The sequence below is a fragment of the Bradyrhizobium sp. SBR1B genome, from assembly GCF_014198205.1.
In the GTDB taxonomy this organism is placed as follows: domain Bacteria; phylum Pseudomonadota; class Alphaproteobacteria; order Rhizobiales; family Xanthobacteraceae; genus Bradyrhizobium.
The window spans coordinates 88544-109198 of the sequence record NZ_JACIHC010000008.1; the positions used below are offsets into that span (position 1 = coordinate 88544).

Below are 20655 nucleotides of genomic sequence, written 5' to 3' on the forward strand. Positions count from 1 at the left end.
CAGGTGCGCAATTGCGCACCATAGTTCGCCTCTTCGAGGCGCCCCGGAATGAGAGAGGCAGCTTATAGGAGGAAACCCGCCACCCCGTCAGTGGCGCGGAGACAGACCCGCGATGACGAAATCGATCATCTGGTCGATGGTCGGGCCCGGCTTGGTGGCGCACTGGGCGATCATCTGGGGGTGGAAGAAGCGTATCATCGCGGTGCAGGCGCACAGCGAGGCCAGCTGCAGGTCCGGCGCCTCGAACTCGCCGGAGGCAACGCCTTGCGCGATCATCTGGCCGATCACCCCGGCGATGCACTCCATATGGGCGACGCAGACGTCCCAGTCCTCCTCCATCGCGATCGCGACCATCTCGTGCAGCTTGTTGTCGCCGACATAGCGCTCGGTGTTCATGCGATGGATGGTGGTGAGCAGTTCCCGGAAACGCTCCTTGACCGGACCGGGCCTCGCCACGATCCGCTGCGCTTCGAGCTCGACCTCGCCCATCAGGCCCTGCGCCACCGCCTGATGGATCGCCTTCTTCGATTCGAAGAAGCGATAGACATTGGCGGGGCTCATCCTGAGCTCCTTGGCGATGTCCCCGACCGTCGTCTTCTGGTAGCCGATCTGGCGGAACAGCCGCTCGGCCACCTCGAGGATACGATCCCGGGTGTCGACTTCGATATGTTCCGAAATAAGGGCCATCAGTCAGGACTCGTTGGTCAGCAGTCTTCTCATCTATTCAGCCGCTTCGGCAAGCGGAATTGCGCGCTGGTCATCGCTCCCATGCTGCGGCGCGGCAGGTTGCTCGGGGGTACCCGCCTCGTCCAGGCTCTTCCTGAACCACAGCGCGTAGAGGCCCGGCAGGTACAGCAGCGTCAGGAAGGTCGCGACGAACAGACCGCCCATGATCGTGATCGCCATCGGGCCCCAGAAGGCCGAGCGCGACAGCGGGATCATGGCGAGGATGGCTGCCAGCGCTGTCAGCACCACCGGACGGGCGCGGCGGACGGTTGCCTCCACGATCGCCTCGCGCCGGGTCAGGCCATGCGAGACGTCGGTCTCGATCTGGTCGACCAGGATGACCGTGTTGCGCATGATCATGCCGGCGAGCGCGATCAGGCCGAGCAGCGCCACGAAGCCGAACGGGGCGTTGGCGACGTTGAGCCCGAAGGAGGCGCCGACGATGCCGAGCGGCGCGGTCAGGAACACCAGGATCAGGCGCGAGAAGCTCTGCAGCTGGATCATCAGCAGCGTCAGCATCACCATGACCATCAGCGGGAAGAGGACGAAGATCGAGGCGTTGCCCTTGGCGGATTCCTCGAAGGCGCCGCCCGGCTCGATGCGGTAGGCCGGCTCGAGGTGGTCCTTGATCGCCTTCAGCTTCGGCGTGATCTGGCTCGTGACGTCGGGCGCCTGCACGCCGTCGACGACGTCGGAGCGCACGGTGATGGCCATGTCGCGGTTGCGCCGCCACATGATCGGCTCCTCATGGGCATACTCGATCTTGGCAATCTGCTGCAGCGGCACGGCAACGCCATTGCGCGAGGTGATGGTGAGATCACCGACGCCGCCGAGGTCGAGGCGCTCGGACGGAATCGCACGGGCGACCACGCCGACCTTCTCGATGCCGTCGCGCACAGTCGTGACCTGCGAGCCCGAGATCAGCATCGCGAGCGCCTGGGACACGTCCTGCGGGGTCAGGCCCATGGCGCGGGCGCGGTCCTGGTCGACGACGAGCTTGAGGTAGGGCGACTGCTCGTTCCAGTCGAGCTGGACGTCCTTGACGCTCTTGTTCTGCCGCATGACGTCGCGGACCTGGTAGGCGATCTCGCGCACCTTGTTGGCGTCGGGGCCGATCACGCGGAACTGCACGGGGAAGCCGACCGGCGGGCCGAAGTTGAAGCGGTCGACGCGGACGCGCGCTTCGGACAGCATGCCGTCCGCAACCGCGTTCTCGATCTTGGCCTTGACGCGCTCGCGCCCCTCGACGCCCTTGGCGACGATGACGATCTCGGCAAAGGCCTCGTTGGGCAGCTGCGGATTGAGGCCGAGCCAGAAGCGGGGAGAGCCCTGGCCGACATAGGACGTATAGGTCTCGATATCCTTGTCGTCCTTCAGCAGCGTCTCGGCCTTCTTCACCGCCTTTTCGGTGACGTTGAAGGCGGTACCCTCAGGCAGGCGCAGCTGGAAGAACAACTCGGGCCGCTCCGACAGCGGGAAGAACTGCTGCTGGACATGGCCGAACCCGACGACCGAGGCGATGAAGACGCCGACAGTCGCGACCACCACGGTGATGCGGTGATTGACGCACCATTGCACGATGGCGCGCAGGCCCCGGTACATGCGGGTCTCGTAGACCGCGTGCGGATCGTGGTTGTGGTGCGCCTTCATCTCCGGCAGCAGCTTGACGCCGATATAGGGCGTGAAGATCACCGCCACGAACCAGGAGGCGACCAGCGCGATCGCCACGATCCAGAAGATGCTGCCGGCATATTCGCCGACGGCGGAATTGGCAAAGCCGATGGGGAGGAAGCCAGCGGCCGTGACCAGCGTTCCCGTGAGCATCGGAAACGCGGTAGATTCCCAGGCAAAAGACGCCGCGCGCATGCGGTCCCAGCCCTGCTCCATCTTCACCACCATCATCTCGACCGCGATGATGGCGTCGTCGACGAGCAGGCCGAGCGCGATGATCAGCGCACCCAGCGTGATGCGGTGCAGGTCGAGCGACATCATGTTCATGACGACGAAGACGATGCCGAGCACCAGCGGCACCGACAGCGCGACCACGATGCCGGTGCGCCAGCCGAGCGCCAGGAACGAGACGAACAGCACGATGACGAGGGCTTCCATGAAGGAGTGCACGAACTCGCCGACGGCGTGCTCGACCACCTTGGGCTGGTCGGCAATCAGCTTGACGTCGACGCCCTGCGGCACCGCCTTCATGAACTCGGCCGTCGCCTTCTCGACCTCCTTGCCGAGCTCGAGGATGTTGGCACCCTTGGCGGTGACGACACCGATGCCGATCGCGGCCTTGCCTTCCTGACGCACGACGAAGCTGGGCGGATCGACATAGCCATGGGTGACAGTGGCGATGTCACCGAGGCGGAACACGCGGCCGTTGCTCTCGACCGGCGTCTCGGCGACAGCCTTGGCACCGTCGAGCGCGCCGGTGACGCGCAGCGGCACGCGCTGCGAGGAGGTTTCCACCGTGCCGGCCGGCGTCACGTTGTTCTGCTTGGCGAGCGAATCGAACAGCGCCTGCGGGGTGATGCCGAGGGTGGCGAGCTTGGCGTGGGAGAACTCGACGAAGATGCGCTCATCCTGGTTGCCGTAGACGTCGACCTTGGTGACGCCGGGCACCTTCAGGAGGCGCTGGCGGAATCCCTCCGAAACCTTCTTGAGCTGCGCATAGTCGGCGCCGTCGCCGGTCATCATGTAGAGGATGGAATCGACGTCCGAGAACTCGTCATTGACGACGGGTCCGAGGATGCCGGAGGGCAGCTGGCCCTGCACGTCGACCAGCTTCTTGCGCAGAAGATAGAAGAGGTAAGGCACGTCCTTCGGCGGCGTGGAGTCGCGGAAGGTGACCTGGAGCGCGGTGAAGGCGGGCTTGGAATAAGTCTGCACCTTCTCGAAATAGGGCAGCTCCTGGATCTTCTTCTCGATGGGATCGGCGACCTGGGTCTGCATCTCCTGCGCGGTCGCGCCGGGCCAGATCACGGAGACGTTGACCACCTTCACCGTGAAGAACGGATCCTCGGCGCGGCCGAGCTTCTCATAGGAGAAGAAGCCGGCAACACCGAGCACGAGCATCAGGAAGAGAACCAGCGTCGGATGGCTGACGGCCCAGGCCGAAAGGTTGAAGCGCTTCATCGCTCTCTCCGAAAAGACGATCCAGTTACCAAAAAAAGACAGCCACTCTGTTCAAGCCGTCGTCGCGAGGCAGCGAAGCAATCCAGGGGGCTGGGCAGATTCTGGATCGCTTCGCCGCTTCAGCCTCTGCTTAGGGACAAAGGCCGAAACTCACCTCACACGACGTAACTCGACTTCTTCTGTCATTCGGGGGCGCCCGCAGGGCGAACCCGGAATGACAGGAACTAGAAAGACAGCGACGAGACGACCCGCACCCGCTGGGCCGGATCGAGCTTCTGCACACCGAGCGCGACGATCTTGGCGCCCTCTTCCACACCGCCGGTGATGACGACGTCGTTGCTCTCGTAGGACTTCACTGCCACCGGCTTCAGCGTGAGCGCACCGTTGTCGTCGACGACGTAGAAGGACGGCTTGCCGCCTTCGTTGAACAGCGCCGACAGCGGCAGCCGCGCAACGCGCTCGGTCGCGGCGTCCGACAGCGTCAGCGTCGCGGTCATGCCGAGCGCGACCTTGTCGTCGGCCTCCGGCAGCGAGAACTTTGCAAGATAAGTACGCGTGGCCGGATCGGCCGTCGGCGCGATCTCGCGCAGCTTGGCCGTATACTTCTTGTCCGGCTCGGACCAAAGGGTGACGCTGGCGACGCCCGACTTGGCGCGTCCGACCAGCGTCTCAGGGATCGCGACGACCGCTTCCTTTTCGGCAAAGCGGGCGACACGGATCGAAGCCTGGCCCGCGGAGACCACCTGGCCGGGCTCGATCAGCGTTGCGGTGACGACGCCTCGGGCGTCGGCAACGAGCGTCGCGTAGGAAAGGGAATTCTTGGTCAGCTCGACCGAGCGGACCGCACGATCGAGGCGCGCACGGGCCTCATCGGCAGATGCCCGGCTCGAGTCCAGCTGCGCGTCGGTGGTCCAGCCCTTGGCCTTCAGATCCTTGGCGCGCTGCTCGGCAGCGGCGGCCTGGGCCAGCACGCCGGTCGCGGCGGTCTGCTCGGCGACGGATTGCTCGGCCTGGAGCTTCAGGTCGACCTCATCGAGAGTGGCGAGCGGCTGGCCGATTTCAACGGTCTGGCCGACTTCCACGAGGCGCTTGGCGACCTTGCCGGCGACGCGGAAGCCGAGGTCGCTCTCGATCCGGGGCCTCACGGTGCCGACGAAGCTGCGCTCCGGCGTCTCGGCATCATAATGGGCGGTTGCGACCAGAACCGGCCGCGGCGGCTCGGCTTTCTCGGCGACGGTGTCATTGCACCCGGCAAGGCTAGCCGCCATCAGGGCTAACGACACACCTGCCAACAGCCTGGAATAGCTCGACAAAACCGACCGGACGAACATCGAAGGACACTCCTGCATCTCGAATGAGAGGAATGTCGACTAATCACTGATAAAAGTCAATAATCGTCAGTCATCAGGAATGCGTGATCGTTGAGGGGTAGTAGCGAGGCGGAGATTGTTGTCAGGAAGGTCCCATCGTAGGGCTAGACAGAGGCGATGAGCCTGGATGGAGCGCAGCAGGCCTCAGCTCAGACGCCGTAGGGTGGGCAAAGGCGCGCTAGCGCCGTGCCCACGATCTCTCAGTTGAGGATCACAATAACGGTTTGGTGGGCACGCTTTCGCTTTGCCCACCCTACGAGACTGGTCGCTCGGCTTACCGCCCCTGCCCGGCGAACTCATGCTTGCTGTCGTGGCCGCCGACGAACACCAGGATGCCGGCGATCAGGGGCAGCACTGCGAGCACCAGCAGGCCGGTTGAGGTCTGGCCGGTGGCTTCCTTGACCCAACCGATCAAATAGGGCCCGCCGAAGCCGGCGAGGTTGCCGATCGAGTTGATCAGGGCGATGGCGCCGGCGGCCGCGGTGCCGGAGAGCCAGGCGGTCGGCAGCGTCCAGAACACACCGAAGCAGCAGAACACGCCGATCGCGGCAACCGTCAGCAATACCATCGTCATGGTGGGATCCGTGAGATAGGAGGAAACGGCGAGCGCGACGGCGGTGAGCAGCAGCGGCGCGCCGACATGCTTCACGCGCTCGCGCGTCGCATCGGAGTGACGCGCCCACAGGATCATGGCGATGGTGCCGAACAGATACGGGATCGCGGTGACGAAGCCGGTCTGCGCGTTGGTCAACCCGAACGCCTTGACGATCTGCGGCAGCCAGAACTGCATGCCATAAAGCGCGCCGACGAAGCCGAAATAGATCAGGCTGAGCGCGATCACCTTGGGCGAGGACAGCGCCTCGCCGAGCGAGAAATGCTTCACCGCCTGCTTGGCGGCGATTTCCGAATCGAGCTTCGCCTTCAGCCACGCCTTCTGCTCGGTCGACAGCCAATTCGCCTTCTCCGGCTTGTCGGTGAGATAGAACCAGGTGACGATGCCGAGCAGCACCGAGGGGATGCCCTCGATGATGAAGAGCCACTGCCAGCCCTTGAGGCCCATCGCACCGTCGAGCCCGAGCAACAGGCCCGAAATCGGCGCACCGATCACGGTCGACACCGGCACCGCGATGGCGAAGGCCGCAAGGAAACGGGCGCGATATTCGGCCGGATACCAATAGGTGAGATAGAGGATGATGCCGGGGAAGAAGCCGGCCTCGGCGACGCCGAGCAGGAAGCGCAGGACATAGAAGCTCGTGACGCCGCTGACGAGCGCCATCAGAGCGGAGATGATGCCCCAGGTCACCATGATGCGGGCGATCCAGCGGCTGGCGCCGAACTTCTCCAGCGCGAGATTGCTCGGGACCTCGAAGATGAAATAGCCGAAGAAGAAGATGCCGGCACCCCAGGAAAAGATCAGCGGCGTGAACTTCAGCTCCGCATTCATGGTCAGCGCAGCGAAGCCGAGATTGACGCGGTCGAGATAGGAGAAGAAGTAGGCCAGCACCAGGAACGGAATCAGGCGCCAGGAGATAGCGCGGATCGTCGAGGTCTCGATTTCCGACTTGTTAAAGTTCTTGGCCGCGTCGGCGGAACCGGCATAGGTCGTGGTCTGGCTCATGGCTTCCCCCAGGGTTGTTGCTTTTATGGGCTGGTTGCGGTTTTCAGCATCGCGGGCGAAGAGTCAATGGAGCGAGCAATGCACGGGACGCAGCCGGATAAACCTGTTGCGCTGTTACGGACATCGCTGATCCGCGCCGCCCTCGCGCTCGCGGTGATCGTCTGCGGGCTGTCGCTGCGCTGGTACGGCTTTCCGCTCGGCCTGCCCGCCTTCGTCGTGAAGTATGGCGGCTCGCTGTTGTGGGCGACGATGGTGTTTCTGCTGGTCGGGGTTTTGCTGCCCCGGCTCACCCGGACTCAGATTGCGGCGATCGCCGTGGTCATCGCGGTGGTGGTCGAATTTTCCCGACTGGTGCATACGCCGTGGCTCGATGCATTCCGGCTGACCACGGCCGGCGCACTGCTGCTCGGGCGCATCTTCTCGCTGTGGAATCTGGTGGCGTATGCGGCGGGGACTGCGTTCGGCGACTGGATCGATCGGCTCGCCACGACGCACGCTCTCGTAGGGTGCGCAAAGGCGCCCTAGCGCCGTGCCCACGTCTTCTCATCAAATAGGCAGACGTGGGCACGCTACGCTTTGCCCGCCCTACGAGACCGACGCCGTGGCAATCAGCCTTCACTCCGCCAATTGAAACCGCTCGAAGCGATCAAGCTCCTCCTCGATCACGCGCTTGAGCTCCTTGCGCCCCACCGTCTTCTTGCCCTGCCCGACCCAGGTCCATTTCTGCATCAGCAGCTTCTTCGCCTGCCGGTCGGTCTTCAGATCAAGCGCGGCGATGATCTCGTCGCCGACCAGTACGGGTAGCGCAAAATAGCCGAGCTTGCGTTTGGCCTTCGGCACATAGGCCTCGAACAGGTGGTTGTAGCCGAAGATGAGACTGGTGCGTTTGCGCTGGATGATCAGGGGATCAAACGGCGAGAGGATGTGGACGAGATCAGGCGGGACCGCCTCGCCGTTCACCTCCAGCGCGGCCGGCGCCGCCCAATGCTCCTGCTTGCCGGCGCCGTCGATCGCAACAGGCACGAGCTCGCCGCGGCGGACGCGGGAGGCGATCAGGCCGGCCACCGCCTTCTTGCGCGGCGCGTCGAGGTGGCAGATCGAATCCAGACTCACCACGCCCTGCGACCGCAGCGCGCGGTCGAGCAGATAGGTCGTAATCTCCCTGGCCGACGCTGGCCTCGGCAGTGTGTCCCAGCCGAAATGCCGCGTCATCAGCTCATAGGTCTTGAGCATGCCCTGCCGCTCGCTAATGGTCACGGCGCCGGTATAGAAGGCGAGCTGCAAGGCCCGCTTCGAGGGCTTGCGGCTCTGCCACAGATGCTCCTTCTCGGTGAGCACGTCGTCCTCGATATCGCGGATCGTCAGCGGCCCGGCGCGCACCAGCCGCATCACCTTGCGCGTGTCGGCGGGCTTCACCGAGGCGAACCATTTGTGCCCTTCGCGGCGGTGCTCGCGCATCGCCGGCAGGAAGAAGCGGAAGTCGCCGGCGGGTACGTAGGAAAGCGCGTGCGTCCAATACTCGAACACGCTTCTGTCGACGCTCTGGGCGTGGCGCAGATCGGCGCGGCGATAGGACGGGATACGGCTGAACAGGATGTGGTGATGGCAGCGCTCGATCACGTTGATGGTGTCGATCTGCACATAGCCGAGATGAGCGACCGCGTCCGCGACGGCCTGCGCTCCCTCGCCGAACGGGGCGCGCTCATCCAGCCGCTGGGCATGCAGCCAGATCTGCCGGGCCTGTGTCGTGGTGAGGTGGAGCGGTTTGGGCGCGCGTGACATTGCGGGGAGGAATGTAGCGGGATTCGCGCCAAGAAAAAGAAGAAGAAAAAGAAGACCTCGAGGCAGCAGTAAAAAAACCGCGCTGCCATCTGCTGACAGCGCGGCCGGATGCGGGGCGCCTCGCGCCTACTTCATCGTCATCGCCTTCTGCGACTTCATGTAGTGCATGCAGGCGCTCTTCATCTTGCCGTTGCTCATGTCCGTGTTGGCCATGGCCATTTCCTTGTTCGCCGCCATCTTGGCCGGCGTGTCGGGCGTACCGCCCATCACGGCTGCTGACTTCATCATGTTGTCCTTGGTGCACGCCATCATCGCGGCGGACGCGGGGGACAGCGAAAGGGTGAACGCGACAAAGGCCGCAAACGTGAGCAAGATCTTCATCGAAAAGTCTCCTCCGTAAAACAAAACCGGCGTCATGCCGGCCTTCGCAATTACGTATTCTCTCGCGCTGACGTTTCGCGGAGAAGACAATTTTCTTGCTGCGGTGCGAAGGCGGAGGGCCTAGCGGCCATCCTTCGGGGTCTTGGGCCGGTCCCCGAGGCTTCCGGTGGCGACATCCGGCTCGCACAGGGCCTTGCCGCGCCCCTCCGCCTGGCAGCGATAGACGCTGCCGGTGAGGCGGTCGACCAGCCACACGTTCTCCTCGGTCGGCGCTTCGAGCCCGACATAGCGGGAGGTCAGCCCCGTGATCAGGGTCGACAGCAGGATCGCCACCGCGATCATGGCCGCACCGATATAGATGGGCATTGAGCTCAGGGACACTGTCCGATCCGGCGGGCCGCTGCGATTGAAGTAGTCACGCTGATAGTCACTTGGCCTCGGCACTGGACGGAACTCGGCTCCTTCACTCGGCAATTGGCGGGGGCAAATCCTGCTAGGCGCGCATCTGGCCGATTTCTTGTTCGCGGCCGGGCCGTGCGGCGACGGCTTTGCGACGATCGGTGTGCAAAGGTTTCCCGCACGCCTGCCGGCCCTCGCCGGCGCTGGAACCTTTGGCCAGCACCTCCCCACCGGCACGGAAGGAATGAGCCTGCTCGCAGCGTGATTTCAATCACACGGGGGATTGCCGCCGTTTGAACCCACGCGGCGGAGGATGCGACCACTGCTATTGGGACCATCGGCCCCACCCGCGGAGCAGCCGCGAAACGCGCCGGTTCACCGCCCGGGACGCGGAGAAACACCCGAAAATGAGCCTGAGAGCGCTGTCGCCACAGTGACCAAGATCACATCAGGGCTTTTGAACCCGCCCTATGCTCGCAGCATCAAATCGCTATCAGGCGTAACAACGAGGATACGACAATGACCCGTTTTGATAAGTTCTTTGGACTGAAGGCGATAAACTCTCTCCGCCGCGCTGTCGATGACGGCGGGCCTGGCTTTGGCCGGTGACAACAATGTCTCCACAGGCCAGATCCTGGATGCACTGAAGCCGAAGCCGGCGACCCGCGGCCTGTCCGCCGGTCCGCAGACCGATCCGGCGGTGCAGGCCAAGGAATCGACATTCCTGAATACGGTACGCAACCGCTCGACCCGGTCGCTCTCGACGGGCGAGCGCGAGCAGATCGCCGAACTCGCCGCGACCAAGCCGAAGATCGACCTGGAGATTCAGTTCGACTACAACTCGGCCGATATCGCCAAGACCTCGATGACCTCGGTGCAGGCGCTCGGCAAAGCCCTGTCCGATCCGGCGCTCAAGGGCTCGACCTTCGTGGTCGCCGGCCACACCGATGCGACCGGCGGCGAAGAGTACAATCAAGGGCTCTCCGAACGGCGCGCCGACACCATCAAGAAGTACCTGGTGCAGAACTACGGCCTCAACGCCACCGATCTGGTCACCGTCGGCTACGGCGAGACCAAGCTGAAGGACACTGCCAACGGTGCCGACCCGGTCAACCGCCGCGTCCAGGTCGTGAACATGGACACCAAGACCGCATCGAAGTGATCTCTAACTGATCCATACGCCGCCTGCCGCCCCGGCAGGCGGCGATGTCATATCCAGCTCTGGAACAGCATCAGCCGGCCGAAGCTCAGCATCGACGTGCCGATGAAGGCCGCAGAGATAGGCAGCATGACCGCAAAGCCGATCGCAGCGACACCGACATAGGCCCACAGCAGCCAGTGCGGCAGGCCGTCCCGGCGCAACACATAGACCAGCGCGAGCGACGCCGCGGTGGCGGCCGGCATATAGTAGTAGATGAACCCGAGCGTACGCGGCAGCAATGCCCATGCAAGCCAGGGACCGAAATAGAACGCCGCGATCAGGAACGCATCCCACCGGCGCAGCACGATGAAATCGCGCAGCACGAGCGCGAGTGCGAGCAGAGCCGGCCACAACACCAGCGGATTGCCGAGGAAGACGATTGCGGAGACGTTGTCCTCCCCCGTCTTGTCGAACAGGAACCACACCGGGCGCGCGAGCAGCGGCCAGGATGGCCATGCGCTCATATAGGTGTGTCCGGCGATCGCGGTCGTCGTGTTGTCGGCGAAAATCCGGCGCTGCGCCTCGATCAGATCCGGCAACGACACGCCGTAGAGCGGAACGAAAGCCGCCAGATAGGCCACGCCTGGCAAGACGGCGAAGCAGAGCGCGACGTGGTGCAGCCTCAAGCCGGGCCAGAGGTCCGGCCGATACCAGTCGTCCGGCCTCGCGTCGGCGAACAGCGTGCGCCAGCTCTGCATCAGGCGGATCACCGCGACGATGACGATGCAGACGCCGAGCGGAAACAGGCCGCTCCATTTGCAGGCTGCGGCAAGACCGAACAGAGCGCCCGCGAATGCGAACAGTGCATGCGGTCGCTCCCTGCGAAAGCCATGCATGAAGGCGGCGGTCGCGAGCAGACCGAATCCGAGCGCAAAGATGTCGAGCATGGCGATGCGCGCCTGCACGTAGAGCATCTGATTGAAGGCCGCGATCAGCGCCGCGGCGATCGCCGGCCCTTGCGCTGCGAACAGCGCGAGGCCGCACAGATAGATTGCGACGATCGCCAATGCGCCGAACAATGTCGCAGGATAACGCCAGCCGAGCGCGTTGTCGCCGAAGGTCGCGATCGACGCCGCGATCAGCTCCTTGGCCAGCGGTGGATGCATCGGATTGAGCATCGGCTGCGACATCGCCGGTGCCAGCATCTGCCGCGCCGCCGGCACGTAGTGCACCTCGTCGAAGACGAACTTTTCCGGCGTCGTCAGTCCGATCAGCAGCGCGAGATGGGCAGCTAGGAAAATAGCGACAGCAACTACTGCGCTTCGCGACAATCTCGGAACTGCAGACCGCTCAAGCGGCTGCTGTGGGGATGTTTTGCGTGGCAAATTTGCGTCACCGCGGACAAAAATAAGGATCGCGGTTTTCATTGAACGCATTCCGCCGCGACTGTCACTAAGCATAACGCACGTCCCGCGCCGCTTGTGATAATTTCGCCACATCAGAAGCGCGCGCGATCCGGTACGATCAGGGGCACATCGATCGGTTGTGAAATGAATTTGCGTTTCTGGCTTTTCCCCGCCCTGTTGTCGGCCGCACTGTGCGCGGCGCCCGCTGCGCTGGCGCAGACGCGCGTCGGCGAAGCCGTCGTGATCCAGAACGAAGTGGTCCGCATGGCCGCGGCCACCACGCCGATCTCTGTCGGCGACAGCATGCTGCGCGACGAGACCGTGCGCACCGGGGCCGACAGTGCCGCGCGCTTCGTGATGGCCGACAGCACCAATCTGTCGCTCGGCCCCAGCGCCACGCTCAAGCTCGACCGCACCGTCTTCAACGACGAGCACAGCTATCGCGATGTGGCGATCCGCATGACAACAGGCGCGTTCCGTTTCGTCACCGGACATTCCGAGAAGACCGCCTACAAGATCACGACGCCGCTTGCGACCATCGGCGTGCGGGGCACCACGCTCGACATCCTCTCGCAGCGGGGACGCTCCGTCGTCGTGCTTCAGGACGGCGCGGCGAGCGTTTGCACGACGAGCTCACAATGCGTGCAGCTCACCCAGCCGGGCGACACCGCAATCATTACATCGACCGGCGGCAAGGTCAGCATCACCAAGACCAACACGCCGCCCTGGACCTTCGCCGCCAACTGCGCCGCAAGTGCCGGGCTGTGCGCGGTAAACCAATATGCCGGCGCCTCGCCGACCATCACGCCCGCCGTCCAGGACGACGGCATGCTGTGCGGGCGCTGACGATGGCGCCGCTCAATTTTCGGCTCTTCGCCCTCACCGGCCTGCTGACCGTGGCCGCTGCACTTGCGTTTGTCGCGCTCGACATTCGTCCCGCCGCAGCTCAAGCGACCTGCGAAATCGGATGCGGCGAGCCGACGCCCTACCCGACCTATTCACCGTCTCCGACGCCGACATATTCGCCCTCGCCCTCGCCCTCCCCTTCGCCGAGCCCCTATCCTTCGCCGTCGCCGAGTCCATATCCGTCGCCGAGCCCGACACCGACCGGCGCCGATTCCAGCGGCAATTCGATCGGCGGCCTCGCGGGCCAGCGCTTCAACCAGATGATCACCAACCGGGTGCTCAGCACGGTCCTGCTCGGCGTCAACGAGCAGGTCAATTGCAGCGAGTGCATCAGCGCGTTCGGCTCGGCCGGCTCGTTCTCGGCCGGCATCCACGGCCGCAAGGAGCTCACCAACAATCTGTCGCTGCTCGCCGGCATCGCCTACACGCATTACAATGAGGGCGGCTACAAGATCACGAGCGCGCCGATCGGCGCCTTTGCGCTCCGCTACGACTTCACCGACTGGGGGTCGTCACGTCCGTTCTTCGACGTCGGAACGATCCTGACGCCGTGGGAGAAGGCTCGCTACACCCGCAGCTACAACACCAGCCTTGGCCCGGTGAGCGTGACGAGCTCGACCAACGCTTCGAACTACGCGGTCTACGGCCGCGCCGGCTGGATAAGCCGCCTCTCGCCGCGCGACGAGGTCGCGGCTTCGATCGAAGTCTGGCAGCTCTGGCAGCGCGTGTCCGGCTATAGCGACAATGCCGTGGCCTTCAACCCGTTCGACGCCACCATCGCGACCGGCACCGACCGCACCAGCCTGGTCAAGATCGGCGGCCAGTGGACGCATCTGTTCGGCAGCAACGTCGAGACCAACATCAATGGCGGCTGGGTGCAGTCGTTTGCGAGCCACAGCGGAATCGTCGCCACCGTGACCGGCGACGGCGTGGTGGTGCCGACCATGGGCAACCAGGGCTGGTTCGAATATGGCGGGCGGCTCGGCTTCCGCGTGCAGAAGGGCTGGGTCGTGGATCTCTTCGCCAACGGCACGCTCGGCCCACAGCCCGTCGGCAACACCATCCACGGTGGCGTGGGGCTGCGGATCAATTACTGAGGCAGCTTCGTAGGGTGGGCAAAGCGAAGCGTGCCCACCACCTCTCTCAACTGGAGACGGATCGTGGGCACGGCGCAAGAGCGCCTTTGCCCACCCTACGGCACCTCGTCGTCACGCTGCCGACTTGCCCTCGAACGCGCGGCGCAGCGCGGCGACATCCAGCTTCACCATCTTCATCATGGCCTGCATCGCGCGCGCGGCCGCTGCCCTGTCCGGGCTCGACAGGAATTCGAACATCACCTTCGGCACGACCTGCCAGGCCACGCCCCAGCGATCCCGGAGCCAGCCGCATTGCTCTTCCTTGCCGCCATCGGCGAGGAACGCATTCCAAACGCTGTCGACCTGGGCCTGGTCGTCGCAATGGATCATCAGCGAGATGGCGTGGGTATATTCCATCTTCATTCCGCCATTGAGCGCGACCAGCGGCTGACCGGCGACCGTGAACTCGACGACAAGCACGGAGCCTTCCTTGCCGGAGGGGCCGTCCGAAACATTGCGCTGAACGTGCGTGATCGCCGAATTCGGCACGAGCGAAACGTAGAACTTTGCGGCTTCCTCTGCATCGCCGTTGAACCACATGCAGGGTACGACCTTGGACATCGTGAATGCTCCTCGTTGGTTTAGCGTTCGACGGACTGCGATCAGGCATTCGCCATGGCGGGCTGCGGAGGGACAGCCGCCATGTCCAGCCAGTTCACACCCCACATGTGGCCATCCGGATCCTCGAAGCTGCGGCCGTACATGAAGCTGTATTCGTCCTTCGGGCTGGGATCGGCCACCCCGCCCGCCGCCTCTGCCTTGCCGACAATCGCGTCGACCTCGTCGCGGGTGTCGGCGGACAGGCAGAACAGCGCCTGGTTCGAGGTCTTGGCATCTGCGATCGGCTTCGGCGTGAACTGGCGGAATTTGTCGTGGGTCGCCAGCATCACGTAGATGGCCTCGGAAAAGACCATGCAGCTCGCCGTGTCATCGCTGATTTGCGGGTTCCGGGTCGCGCCGACCGCCTCATAGAAGGCGGTCGCACGTTTGAGGTCGGTCACGGGAAGATTGAGGAAGATCATCCTGGGCATCGGAAGCTCCTTGGGCGGGTTCTGCCCAAGGACGGACTGCCGGGGGGCCCACCCGACACGGCTTCCGAATATTTTTTCACCCCCCGGAGACGATCGCGCCTCCCACGGCAGGGCGGTCTTACTTCTTCTCGTTCGGATCCCGGTGGATGGGGTCGACCCACAGCACGGTCTCGGGCTTCTCGACCGGCTCGATGTCGAGGTTGATCGCCACCGCCTCGCCGTCACTGCGCACCAGCACGCATTCCAGCACCTCGTCCGGGCTGGCGTTGATCTCCTGATGCGGCACGTAAGGCGGCACGAAGATGAAATCGCCGGGGCCGGCCTCGGCGGTGAATTGCAGGCTCTCGCCCCAGCGCATCCGCGCCTTGCCCTTCACGACATAGATGACGCTTTCGAGATGGCCGTGGTGGTGTGCACCGGTCTTGGCATCCGGCTTGATGCTGACGGTGCCGGCCCACAATTTCTGGGCGCCGACGCGCGCGAAATTGATCGCGGCCGCGCGGTCCATGCCTGCCGTCGACGGCACGTTGGTATCGAGCTGGTTGCCGGGAATGACGCGCACGCCGTCATGTTTCCAGCGATCGTCGTGATCGTGGTCATGGTGGGAATGCGAATGGTCATGGCCGGTCATGGGACTTGCTTTCTGTTGGTTCCGTGCGCGGCAACCTAACCCGAAGCCGCACTCGCGAGCCATGCCAAAATCGGAACCCTCGTAGCTGCGGGACGTTGTCTTTGCGAGCAAAATGGATGGAGAGTTTCATGGGTAGCACGACCGACAAGATCAAGGGTAACGCCAACGAAGCGATCGGCAAGGCCAAGCAGGGCATCGGCGAAGCCACCGGTTCCGAACGCATGAAGGGCGAAGGCGTGGTCCAGGAAGTGAAGGGCAAGGGCCAGCAGGCCATGGGCGATGCCAAGGACGCCGCAAAGGACGCGATCGATCGCGCGGCGGCCGGGGCAAAGCGCGCGACGGAATAGCGCGCGCAGGACTGAACGCGAAAGACCGGCCGAAAGGCCGGTCTTTTTGTTCGTGTCGATTATCTCCGTCATGGCCGGGCTTGACCCGGCCATCCACGTCTTAGCAGCACGAAGAAAGAACGTGGATGCCCGCGACAAGCGCGGCCATGACGACGTGGAGACGTCAGTTATTTCACCGCTAGCAATTCGACGTCGAACATCAGCGTCGCATTCGGCGGGATCACGCCGCCGGCGCCGCGGGCGCCGTAGCCGAGCTGCGGCGGGATGATCAGCGTGCGCTTGCCGCCGACCTTCATCGAGGCCACGCCCTCGTCCCAGCCGGCGATGACACGGCCCTTGCCGATCGGGAATTCGAACGGCTCCTTGCGATCGACGGAGCTATCGAATTTCTTGCCCTTCTGACCGTTCTCATAGAGCCAGCCGGTATAGTGCATCACGCAGATCTGGCCGGGCTGCGGCGAGGCACCGGTGCCGACGGTGGAATCGATGATCTGCAAGCCTGAAGCTGTGGTCATGGTCTTTCCTGCGGTCTGGGCCGAGGCCGTGGTGGAAACGAAATGCGACACGCCCGCGATCACCGTGATCGCGAGTGCCGACATCAGGGTGAGGAGCGCGCGCTGGAAACGCTGCATAAGGCACCTTCCGTTTGAGGCGGAAGGTGTCTAGCGCAACGCGGGTGCTGTTTCCACCCCTCACACCTCGATATTTTCCAGCCGAACCGGGAGCTTGCGGATGCGCTGGCCGGTGGCATGGTGGATCGCGTTGCAGATCGCGGCATTGGTGCCGACATTGGCGAGCTCGCCGAGGCCCTTCACGCCGACGGGATTGATGCGGTCATCCTGCTCGGAGAGCAAAATGACCTCGACGCCGGCGACGTCCGCATTCACGGGCACGAGGTAGTCGGCAAGATTGTCGTTGACGTAGCGCGCATTGCGCTCATCGATTTCGGTGGCCTCGAGCAGTGCCGAGGACATGCCCCAGATCAGTCCGCCCATCAGCTGGCTACGCGCTGTGCGCGGATTCATGATCCTGCCAGCCGCAAACGCACCGACGAGGCGAGGACAGCGGATTTCGTGGGTGAAGCGATTGACACGGACCTCGACGAACTCGACGCCGAACGCATAGGCGATCTGGTCTTTCATGGCGTGACCACCAACGAGCCGCACCTGCCCGTTGTGCATGGCGCGGAAGGAATCCAGCGGCGCGCCTTCCGGCTTCCACTCGCCATATTCCTCGACGACGCCGACACCGAGCGCATCGAAGGCCTTCTCGATGTCCAGCGGACGATCGCCCTTCGCCGCTTGCGTGGCCGGCGTCTGGCCAAGACCCACGGTCTCCTTGGCCCGGTCGGTCAGGCTTTGAGCCGGCATCGCGGCCTTGAACAGGCGCTGGCGAATCTGATCGCACACCATCATCACCGCCGAGCAGGTGCTCGCGGTCGAGTTCGAGCCGCCGGCAACCGGCGCCGGTGGCAGATCGCTGTCACCCATGAAGACGGCGACTTTCTCGAGGGGCACGCCGAGCCGTTCGGCCGCGGTCTGGGCGATGACCGTATAGGCGCCGGTGCCGATCTCGTGGCCGGCGATCTCGACCCGGGTCCGGCCGTCGCGCTGCAGGCGCACGCGCGCGGCCGACGGCCCCATCTGCGTCGGATAGCAGGTCGCGGCACAGCCATAGCCGATCAGCCAGTCGCCGTCCGACATCGATTTCGGCTGCGGCGAGCGCTGCGCCCAGCCGAAGGCCTTGGCGGCCTCGTCGAAGCACGCCATCAACGAGCGCGAGGTGTAGGGCTTGCCACCGATCGGCTCGTTGGTGGTGTCGTTGATGCGCCGAAGCTCGACCGGATCCATGTTCAGCTTGACCGCGAGCGCGTCCATCGCGCTCTCCAGCGCAAACAGATACGGCACCTCCGGCGGCGAGCGCATGAAGCCCGGCGTGTTGCGGTCGGCACGCACGATCGACACCAGGCTGTCGACGTTCGGGCAGGCATAGAGCCGCGTCGTCGTCTTGGTGCCGCCGACGCAATAGGCGTCGGCGCGCGAGGAGACCTCGGCGCCCTCATGCCTCAAAGCCAGCAGCTTGCCATCCCGGTTTGCGCCAAGCTTGATCTCCTGGCGCGTCTCGGCACGGTGGGTCGTAATGGTGAAACCCTGATCGCGGGTCGGGACCAGCTTGATCGGGCGGCCCAGGCGCTTGGCGATGCCGGCGATGATGGCGGTCCGCGGCGTCATCGAACCGCGCGAACCAAAGCCGCCGCCGACATAGGGATTGACCACGCGCACCTTGTCGGCGTCGATGCCGAGCTGCTCGGCGACGCCGTTCTTCAAGCCATAGACGAATTGGCTGCCTTCGTAGATGACGAGATTGTCGCCCATCCAGGCGCAGCTCGTCGAAAACAGCTCCATCGGATTGTGGTGCTGCGTCGGCGTGTCGTAGGCGGCGGTCAGCTTGACCTCGGCCGCATCGAATGCCTTGGCGAAATCGCCGACCGCGGGGTCCTCCTTGAACTGCGCGTTCTGGCCCTTAGCGGCTGCCGTGGTCGTTCCCGGCGAGTCGAAGCTCGCGCTGGGCGCGGTGGCGGTGTAGCTGACCTTGACACGATTGGCGGCCTCGCGCGCGGCCTCGTAACTCTCCGCGACAACGACAGCGATGATCTGGCCGTCATGGGCGATGTCGGCCGACTTCAGCGGCTGGATCGTGGTCCCGGCATAGCCGCCATTGCTGAACAGCTTCGACTCCTTCAGCTTCGGGGCGTTCTCGTGGGTGACGATCTCGATCACGCCGCGGACGCGCTTGGCGTCATCGAGATCGAAACGGTCGATGCGGCCCTTGGCAATCGCACTGGTGAGCAGGAATGCATAGGCCGGATTATCCAGCGGCATGTCGGACGCATAGGTTGCCCGTCCCGTGACCTTTGCAGCCGCATCATAGCGCGGCACGGGCTGGCCCATATTCGCCTTGGGCGAGGGAGCTGCAGCGGTCATGATCAGATCTCCATCGTTACGGCCTGCTGGAGCGCGCGCGCCACCACGCGCTTGCCGAGCGCGATCTTGAAGCTGTTGTGCCGGCGGCCGCGGGCGTCTGCGAAAGCGGCATCAGCGACGCGTTGCGCCAGAGCTTCGTCGAACTTTTGTCCCTTCAGCAGCGCCTCCGCCTCGCGCGCCCGCCAGGGCATGGTGGCGACGCCGCCGAGCCCGACGCGCGCATCCCGGATCGTGCCGTCCTGCACGTCGAGCGCGATCGCAGCAGAGGACAGTGCAAACTCGTAGGATTGCCGGTCGCGCGCCTTGAGATACACCGAGCGCGGCCAGCGGCCCTGGATCGAGAAGGCCGAAATCAGCTCGCCGGGCTGAAGCGTGGTCTCGATATCCGGGGAGTTCCCCGGCGCCTTGTGCAGCTCCGCGAACGGTATGCTGCGCGTGCCGGCCCTGCCCGTGATCTCGACCACGGCATCGAGGGCGATCAACGCCTGCGCGAGATCGCCGGGATAGGTCGCAATGCACTGATCGGACGTGCCAAGCACGGCATGCATCCGGTTGACGCCGTCCATGGCGGCACAGCCGGAACCGGGATTGCGCTTGTTGCAATTCTCATAGGAGACGTCGCGAAAATAACTGCAACGCGTCCGCTGCATCACGTTGCCGCCGAGCGTTGCCATGTTGCGCAACTGGGCGCTGGCTGCGAGCTTCAGGGAACTCGCGATCACCGGATAATTGCGCTGGATCTCGGCATGGGCCGCCACGTCGGACATCTTTGCGAGCGCACCGAGCCGCAAGCTGTCGCTGCCCGGCTCGATTGCCGACCAGGCCTGCGCGAGCGGATTGATATCGACGATCGCGGCGGGCCGCATCACGTCCAGCTTCATCAGATCGATCAGCGTGGTGCCGCCCGCAAGCGGCTGGGCTATCGCCTGCGACAACGGATGGTTGGCTGCTGCGGCGGCGCTCAGCGCCTGCACGGCCATGTCAGGGTCTGTTGCCCGCTGATACGAGAAGGGTCGCATGCGCCTAGCCTTTCATGATCTCGGGCGCGGCTTGCTTCACAGCCGCGACGATGTTGGGATAGGCCGCACAACGGCAGATATTGCCGCTCATGTATTCGCGGATGTCGGCCTCGCTCCCGGCATGCCCCTCCTTGACGCAGGCCACGGCGGACATGATCTGGCCGGGCGTGCAATAGCCGCACTGGAACGCATCGTTGTCGACGAAGGCCTGTTGCATCGGGTGCAGGCGATCGTCGGTCGCCAGCCCCTCGATCGTCGTGATCTCCTGCCCTTCCGCCGCGAGCGCCAGCGTCAGGCATGACACCACCCGCCGATCGTCGATCAGCACTGTGCAGGCGCCGCACTGGCCGTGGTCGCAGCCTTTCTTGCTGCCGGTGAGCTTGAGGTGATCGCGCAGCGCATCGAGCACCGTGGTGCGCGCGTCGATGCGCAGGCGCTTGTCCTTGCCGTTGACGTGCAGCGTGACCTCGACAGGAAGTGAGGGGTCCTGTGCAGCTGGGGCTTTGGCTTCCTCTGTGGCCGCGCGCGCTGTGATCGGGACGAGCGCACTGCCAGCCGCGCCGGCCATGAAGGCGCGCCGATCGAATGCTGATCGTTTGGAACTTGAGGTGTCGGACATCGAGGCCTCCGCCGCTTATCTGCAAAG

General features: G+C 64.4%; 19 protein-coding genes and 1 pseudogene. 5 read left to right on the top strand and 15 right to left on the bottom strand.

The features are described 5' to 3' along the window. Positions 1-87: 87 nt before the first annotated feature. From GGD61_RS21630 to GGD61_RS21645, 4 genes are all read right to left on the bottom strand, one after another. The gene (locus GGD61_RS21630) at positions 88-687 is read right to left on the bottom strand and encodes a TetR/AcrR family transcriptional regulator (protein WP_018323253.1); all 600 of its coding nucleotides are present in this window, start codon (positions 685-687) and stop codon (positions 88-90) included. A 33-nt stretch (positions 688-720) separates the two neighbouring features. Then, entirely contained in the window at positions 721-3858 is a 3138-nt protein-coding gene (locus tag GGD61_RS21635; RefSeq protein WP_092261575.1) for an efflux RND transporter permease subunit, read from the bottom strand. 224 nt (positions 3859-4082) lie between these two features. Next, the gene (locus GGD61_RS21640; RefSeq protein ID WP_183231087.1) at positions 4083-5189 is read right to left on the bottom strand and encodes an efflux RND transporter periplasmic adaptor subunit; all 1107 of its coding nucleotides are present in this window, start codon (positions 5187-5189) and stop codon (positions 4083-4085) included. 313 nt (positions 5190-5502) lie between these two features. After that, positions 5503-6846, bottom strand: a complete 1344-nt coding sequence (locus tag GGD61_RS21645) for an MFS transporter (RefSeq protein WP_092261577.1) — start codon at positions 6844-6846, stop codon at positions 5503-5505. Between the two features lie 78 nt (positions 6847-6924). Here GGD61_RS21645 and GGD61_RS21650 point away from each other — a divergent pair, with 78 nt between their 5' ends. Continuing rightward, the gene (locus tag GGD61_RS21650) at positions 6925-7371 is read left to right on the top strand and encodes a DUF2809 domain-containing protein (protein ID WP_183231088.1); all 447 of its coding nucleotides are present in this window, start codon (positions 6925-6927) and stop codon (positions 7369-7371) included. Positions 7372-7461: 90 nt separating this feature from the next. Here GGD61_RS21650 and GGD61_RS21655 read toward each other — a convergent pair whose 3' ends face one another. The 3 genes from GGD61_RS21655 to GGD61_RS21665 form a co-directional block, all read right to left on the bottom strand. Further along, complete coding sequence (locus tag GGD61_RS21655; protein WP_092261579.1) at positions 7462-8628, bottom strand: winged helix-turn-helix domain-containing protein; 1167 nt, start codon at positions 8626-8628, stop codon at positions 7462-7464. A gap of 126 nt (positions 8629-8754) precedes the next feature. Beyond that, complete coding sequence (locus GGD61_RS21660; protein ID WP_183231089.1) at positions 8755-9009, bottom strand: hypothetical protein; 255 nt, start codon at positions 9007-9009, stop codon at positions 8755-8757. 120 nt (positions 9010-9129) lie between these two features. Then, entirely contained in the window at positions 9130-9375 is a 246-nt protein-coding gene (locus GGD61_RS21665) for a hypothetical protein (RefSeq protein WP_092261580.1), read from the bottom strand. A 552-nt stretch (positions 9376-9927) separates the two neighbouring features. Here GGD61_RS21665 and GGD61_RS21670 point away from each other — a divergent pair. Continuing rightward, positions 9928-10570, top strand: a pseudogene (locus GGD61_RS21670) (OmpA family protein). Positions 10571-10617: 47 nt separating this feature from the next. Here the strand turns inward: GGD61_RS21670 and GGD61_RS21675 are convergent. Beyond that, positions 10618-12048: a phospholipid carrier-dependent glycosyltransferase gene (locus GGD61_RS21675; protein ID WP_183231090.1), complete on the bottom strand. Its 1431-nt coding sequence runs from the start codon at positions 12046-12048 to the stop codon at positions 10618-10620. Positions 12049-12099: 51 nt separating this feature from the next. On the opposite strand from GGD61_RS21675, the gene GGD61_RS21680 reads away from it, so the two are divergent. Both GGD61_RS21680 and GGD61_RS21685 read left to right on the top strand, forming a co-directional pair. Next, on the top strand, positions 12100-12801 hold the full coding sequence (locus tag GGD61_RS21680) for a FecR domain-containing protein (RefSeq protein WP_183231091.1): 702 nt from the start codon (positions 12100-12102) through the stop codon (positions 12799-12801). Positions 12802-12803: 2 nt separating this feature from the next. Further along, the gene (locus tag GGD61_RS21685; protein ID WP_183231092.1) at positions 12804-13958 is read left to right on the top strand and encodes a hypothetical protein; all 1155 of its coding nucleotides are present in this window, start codon (positions 12804-12806) and stop codon (positions 13956-13958) included. 111 nt (positions 13959-14069) lie between these two features. On the opposite strand, the gene GGD61_RS21690 is transcribed toward GGD61_RS21685, so the two are convergent. The 3 genes from GGD61_RS21690 to GGD61_RS21700 form a co-directional block, all read right to left on the bottom strand. After that, complete coding sequence (locus GGD61_RS21690; RefSeq protein WP_183231093.1) at positions 14070-14558, bottom strand: VOC family protein; 489 nt, start codon at positions 14556-14558, stop codon at positions 14070-14072. A gap of 41 nt (positions 14559-14599) precedes the next feature. Continuing rightward, positions 14600-15028: a VOC family protein gene (locus tag GGD61_RS21695; protein ID WP_183231094.1), complete on the bottom strand. Its 429-nt coding sequence runs from the start codon at positions 15026-15028 to the stop codon at positions 14600-14602. 118 nt (positions 15029-15146) lie between these two features. Then, positions 15147-15659, bottom strand: a complete 513-nt coding sequence (locus GGD61_RS21700; RefSeq protein ID WP_007606929.1) for a cupin domain-containing protein — start codon at positions 15657-15659, stop codon at positions 15147-15149. Positions 15660-15787: 128 nt separating this feature from the next. Here GGD61_RS21700 and GGD61_RS21705 point away from each other — a divergent pair, with 128 nt between their 5' ends. Continuing rightward, the gene (locus GGD61_RS21705) at positions 15788-16006 is read left to right on the top strand and encodes a CsbD family protein (RefSeq protein ID WP_026202894.1); all 219 of its coding nucleotides are present in this window, start codon (positions 15788-15790) and stop codon (positions 16004-16006) included. 167 nt (positions 16007-16173) lie between these two features. Here GGD61_RS21705 and GGD61_RS21710 read toward each other — a convergent pair whose 3' ends face one another. Genes GGD61_RS21710 through GGD61_RS21725 form a run of 4 tightly spaced genes read right to left on the bottom strand, consistent with a single transcriptional unit; the run spans position 16174 to position 20628 of the window. Then, positions 16174-16638 carry an FKBP-type peptidyl-prolyl cis-trans isomerase gene (locus tag GGD61_RS21710; RefSeq protein WP_018323238.1) on the bottom strand — a complete coding sequence of 155 codons (465 nt, stop codon included), beginning with the start codon at positions 16636-16638 and terminating at the stop codon, positions 16174-16176. 60 nt (positions 16639-16698) lie between these two features. Beyond that, a complete protein-coding gene (locus GGD61_RS21715; protein WP_183231095.1) occupies positions 16699-18990 on the bottom strand; it encodes a xanthine dehydrogenase family protein molybdopterin-binding subunit in 2292 nt (763 codons plus the stop codon). 2 nt (positions 18991-18992) lie between these two features. Beyond that, complete coding sequence (locus GGD61_RS21720; protein WP_092261587.1) at positions 18993-20009, bottom strand: xanthine dehydrogenase family protein subunit M; 1017 nt, start codon at positions 20007-20009, stop codon at positions 18993-18995. A gap of 4 nt (positions 20010-20013) precedes the next feature. Then, complete coding sequence (locus GGD61_RS21725) at positions 20014-20628, bottom strand: (2Fe-2S)-binding protein (protein ID WP_026202892.1); 615 nt, start codon at positions 20626-20628, stop codon at positions 20014-20016. Positions 20629-20655: the final 27 nt, after the last annotated feature.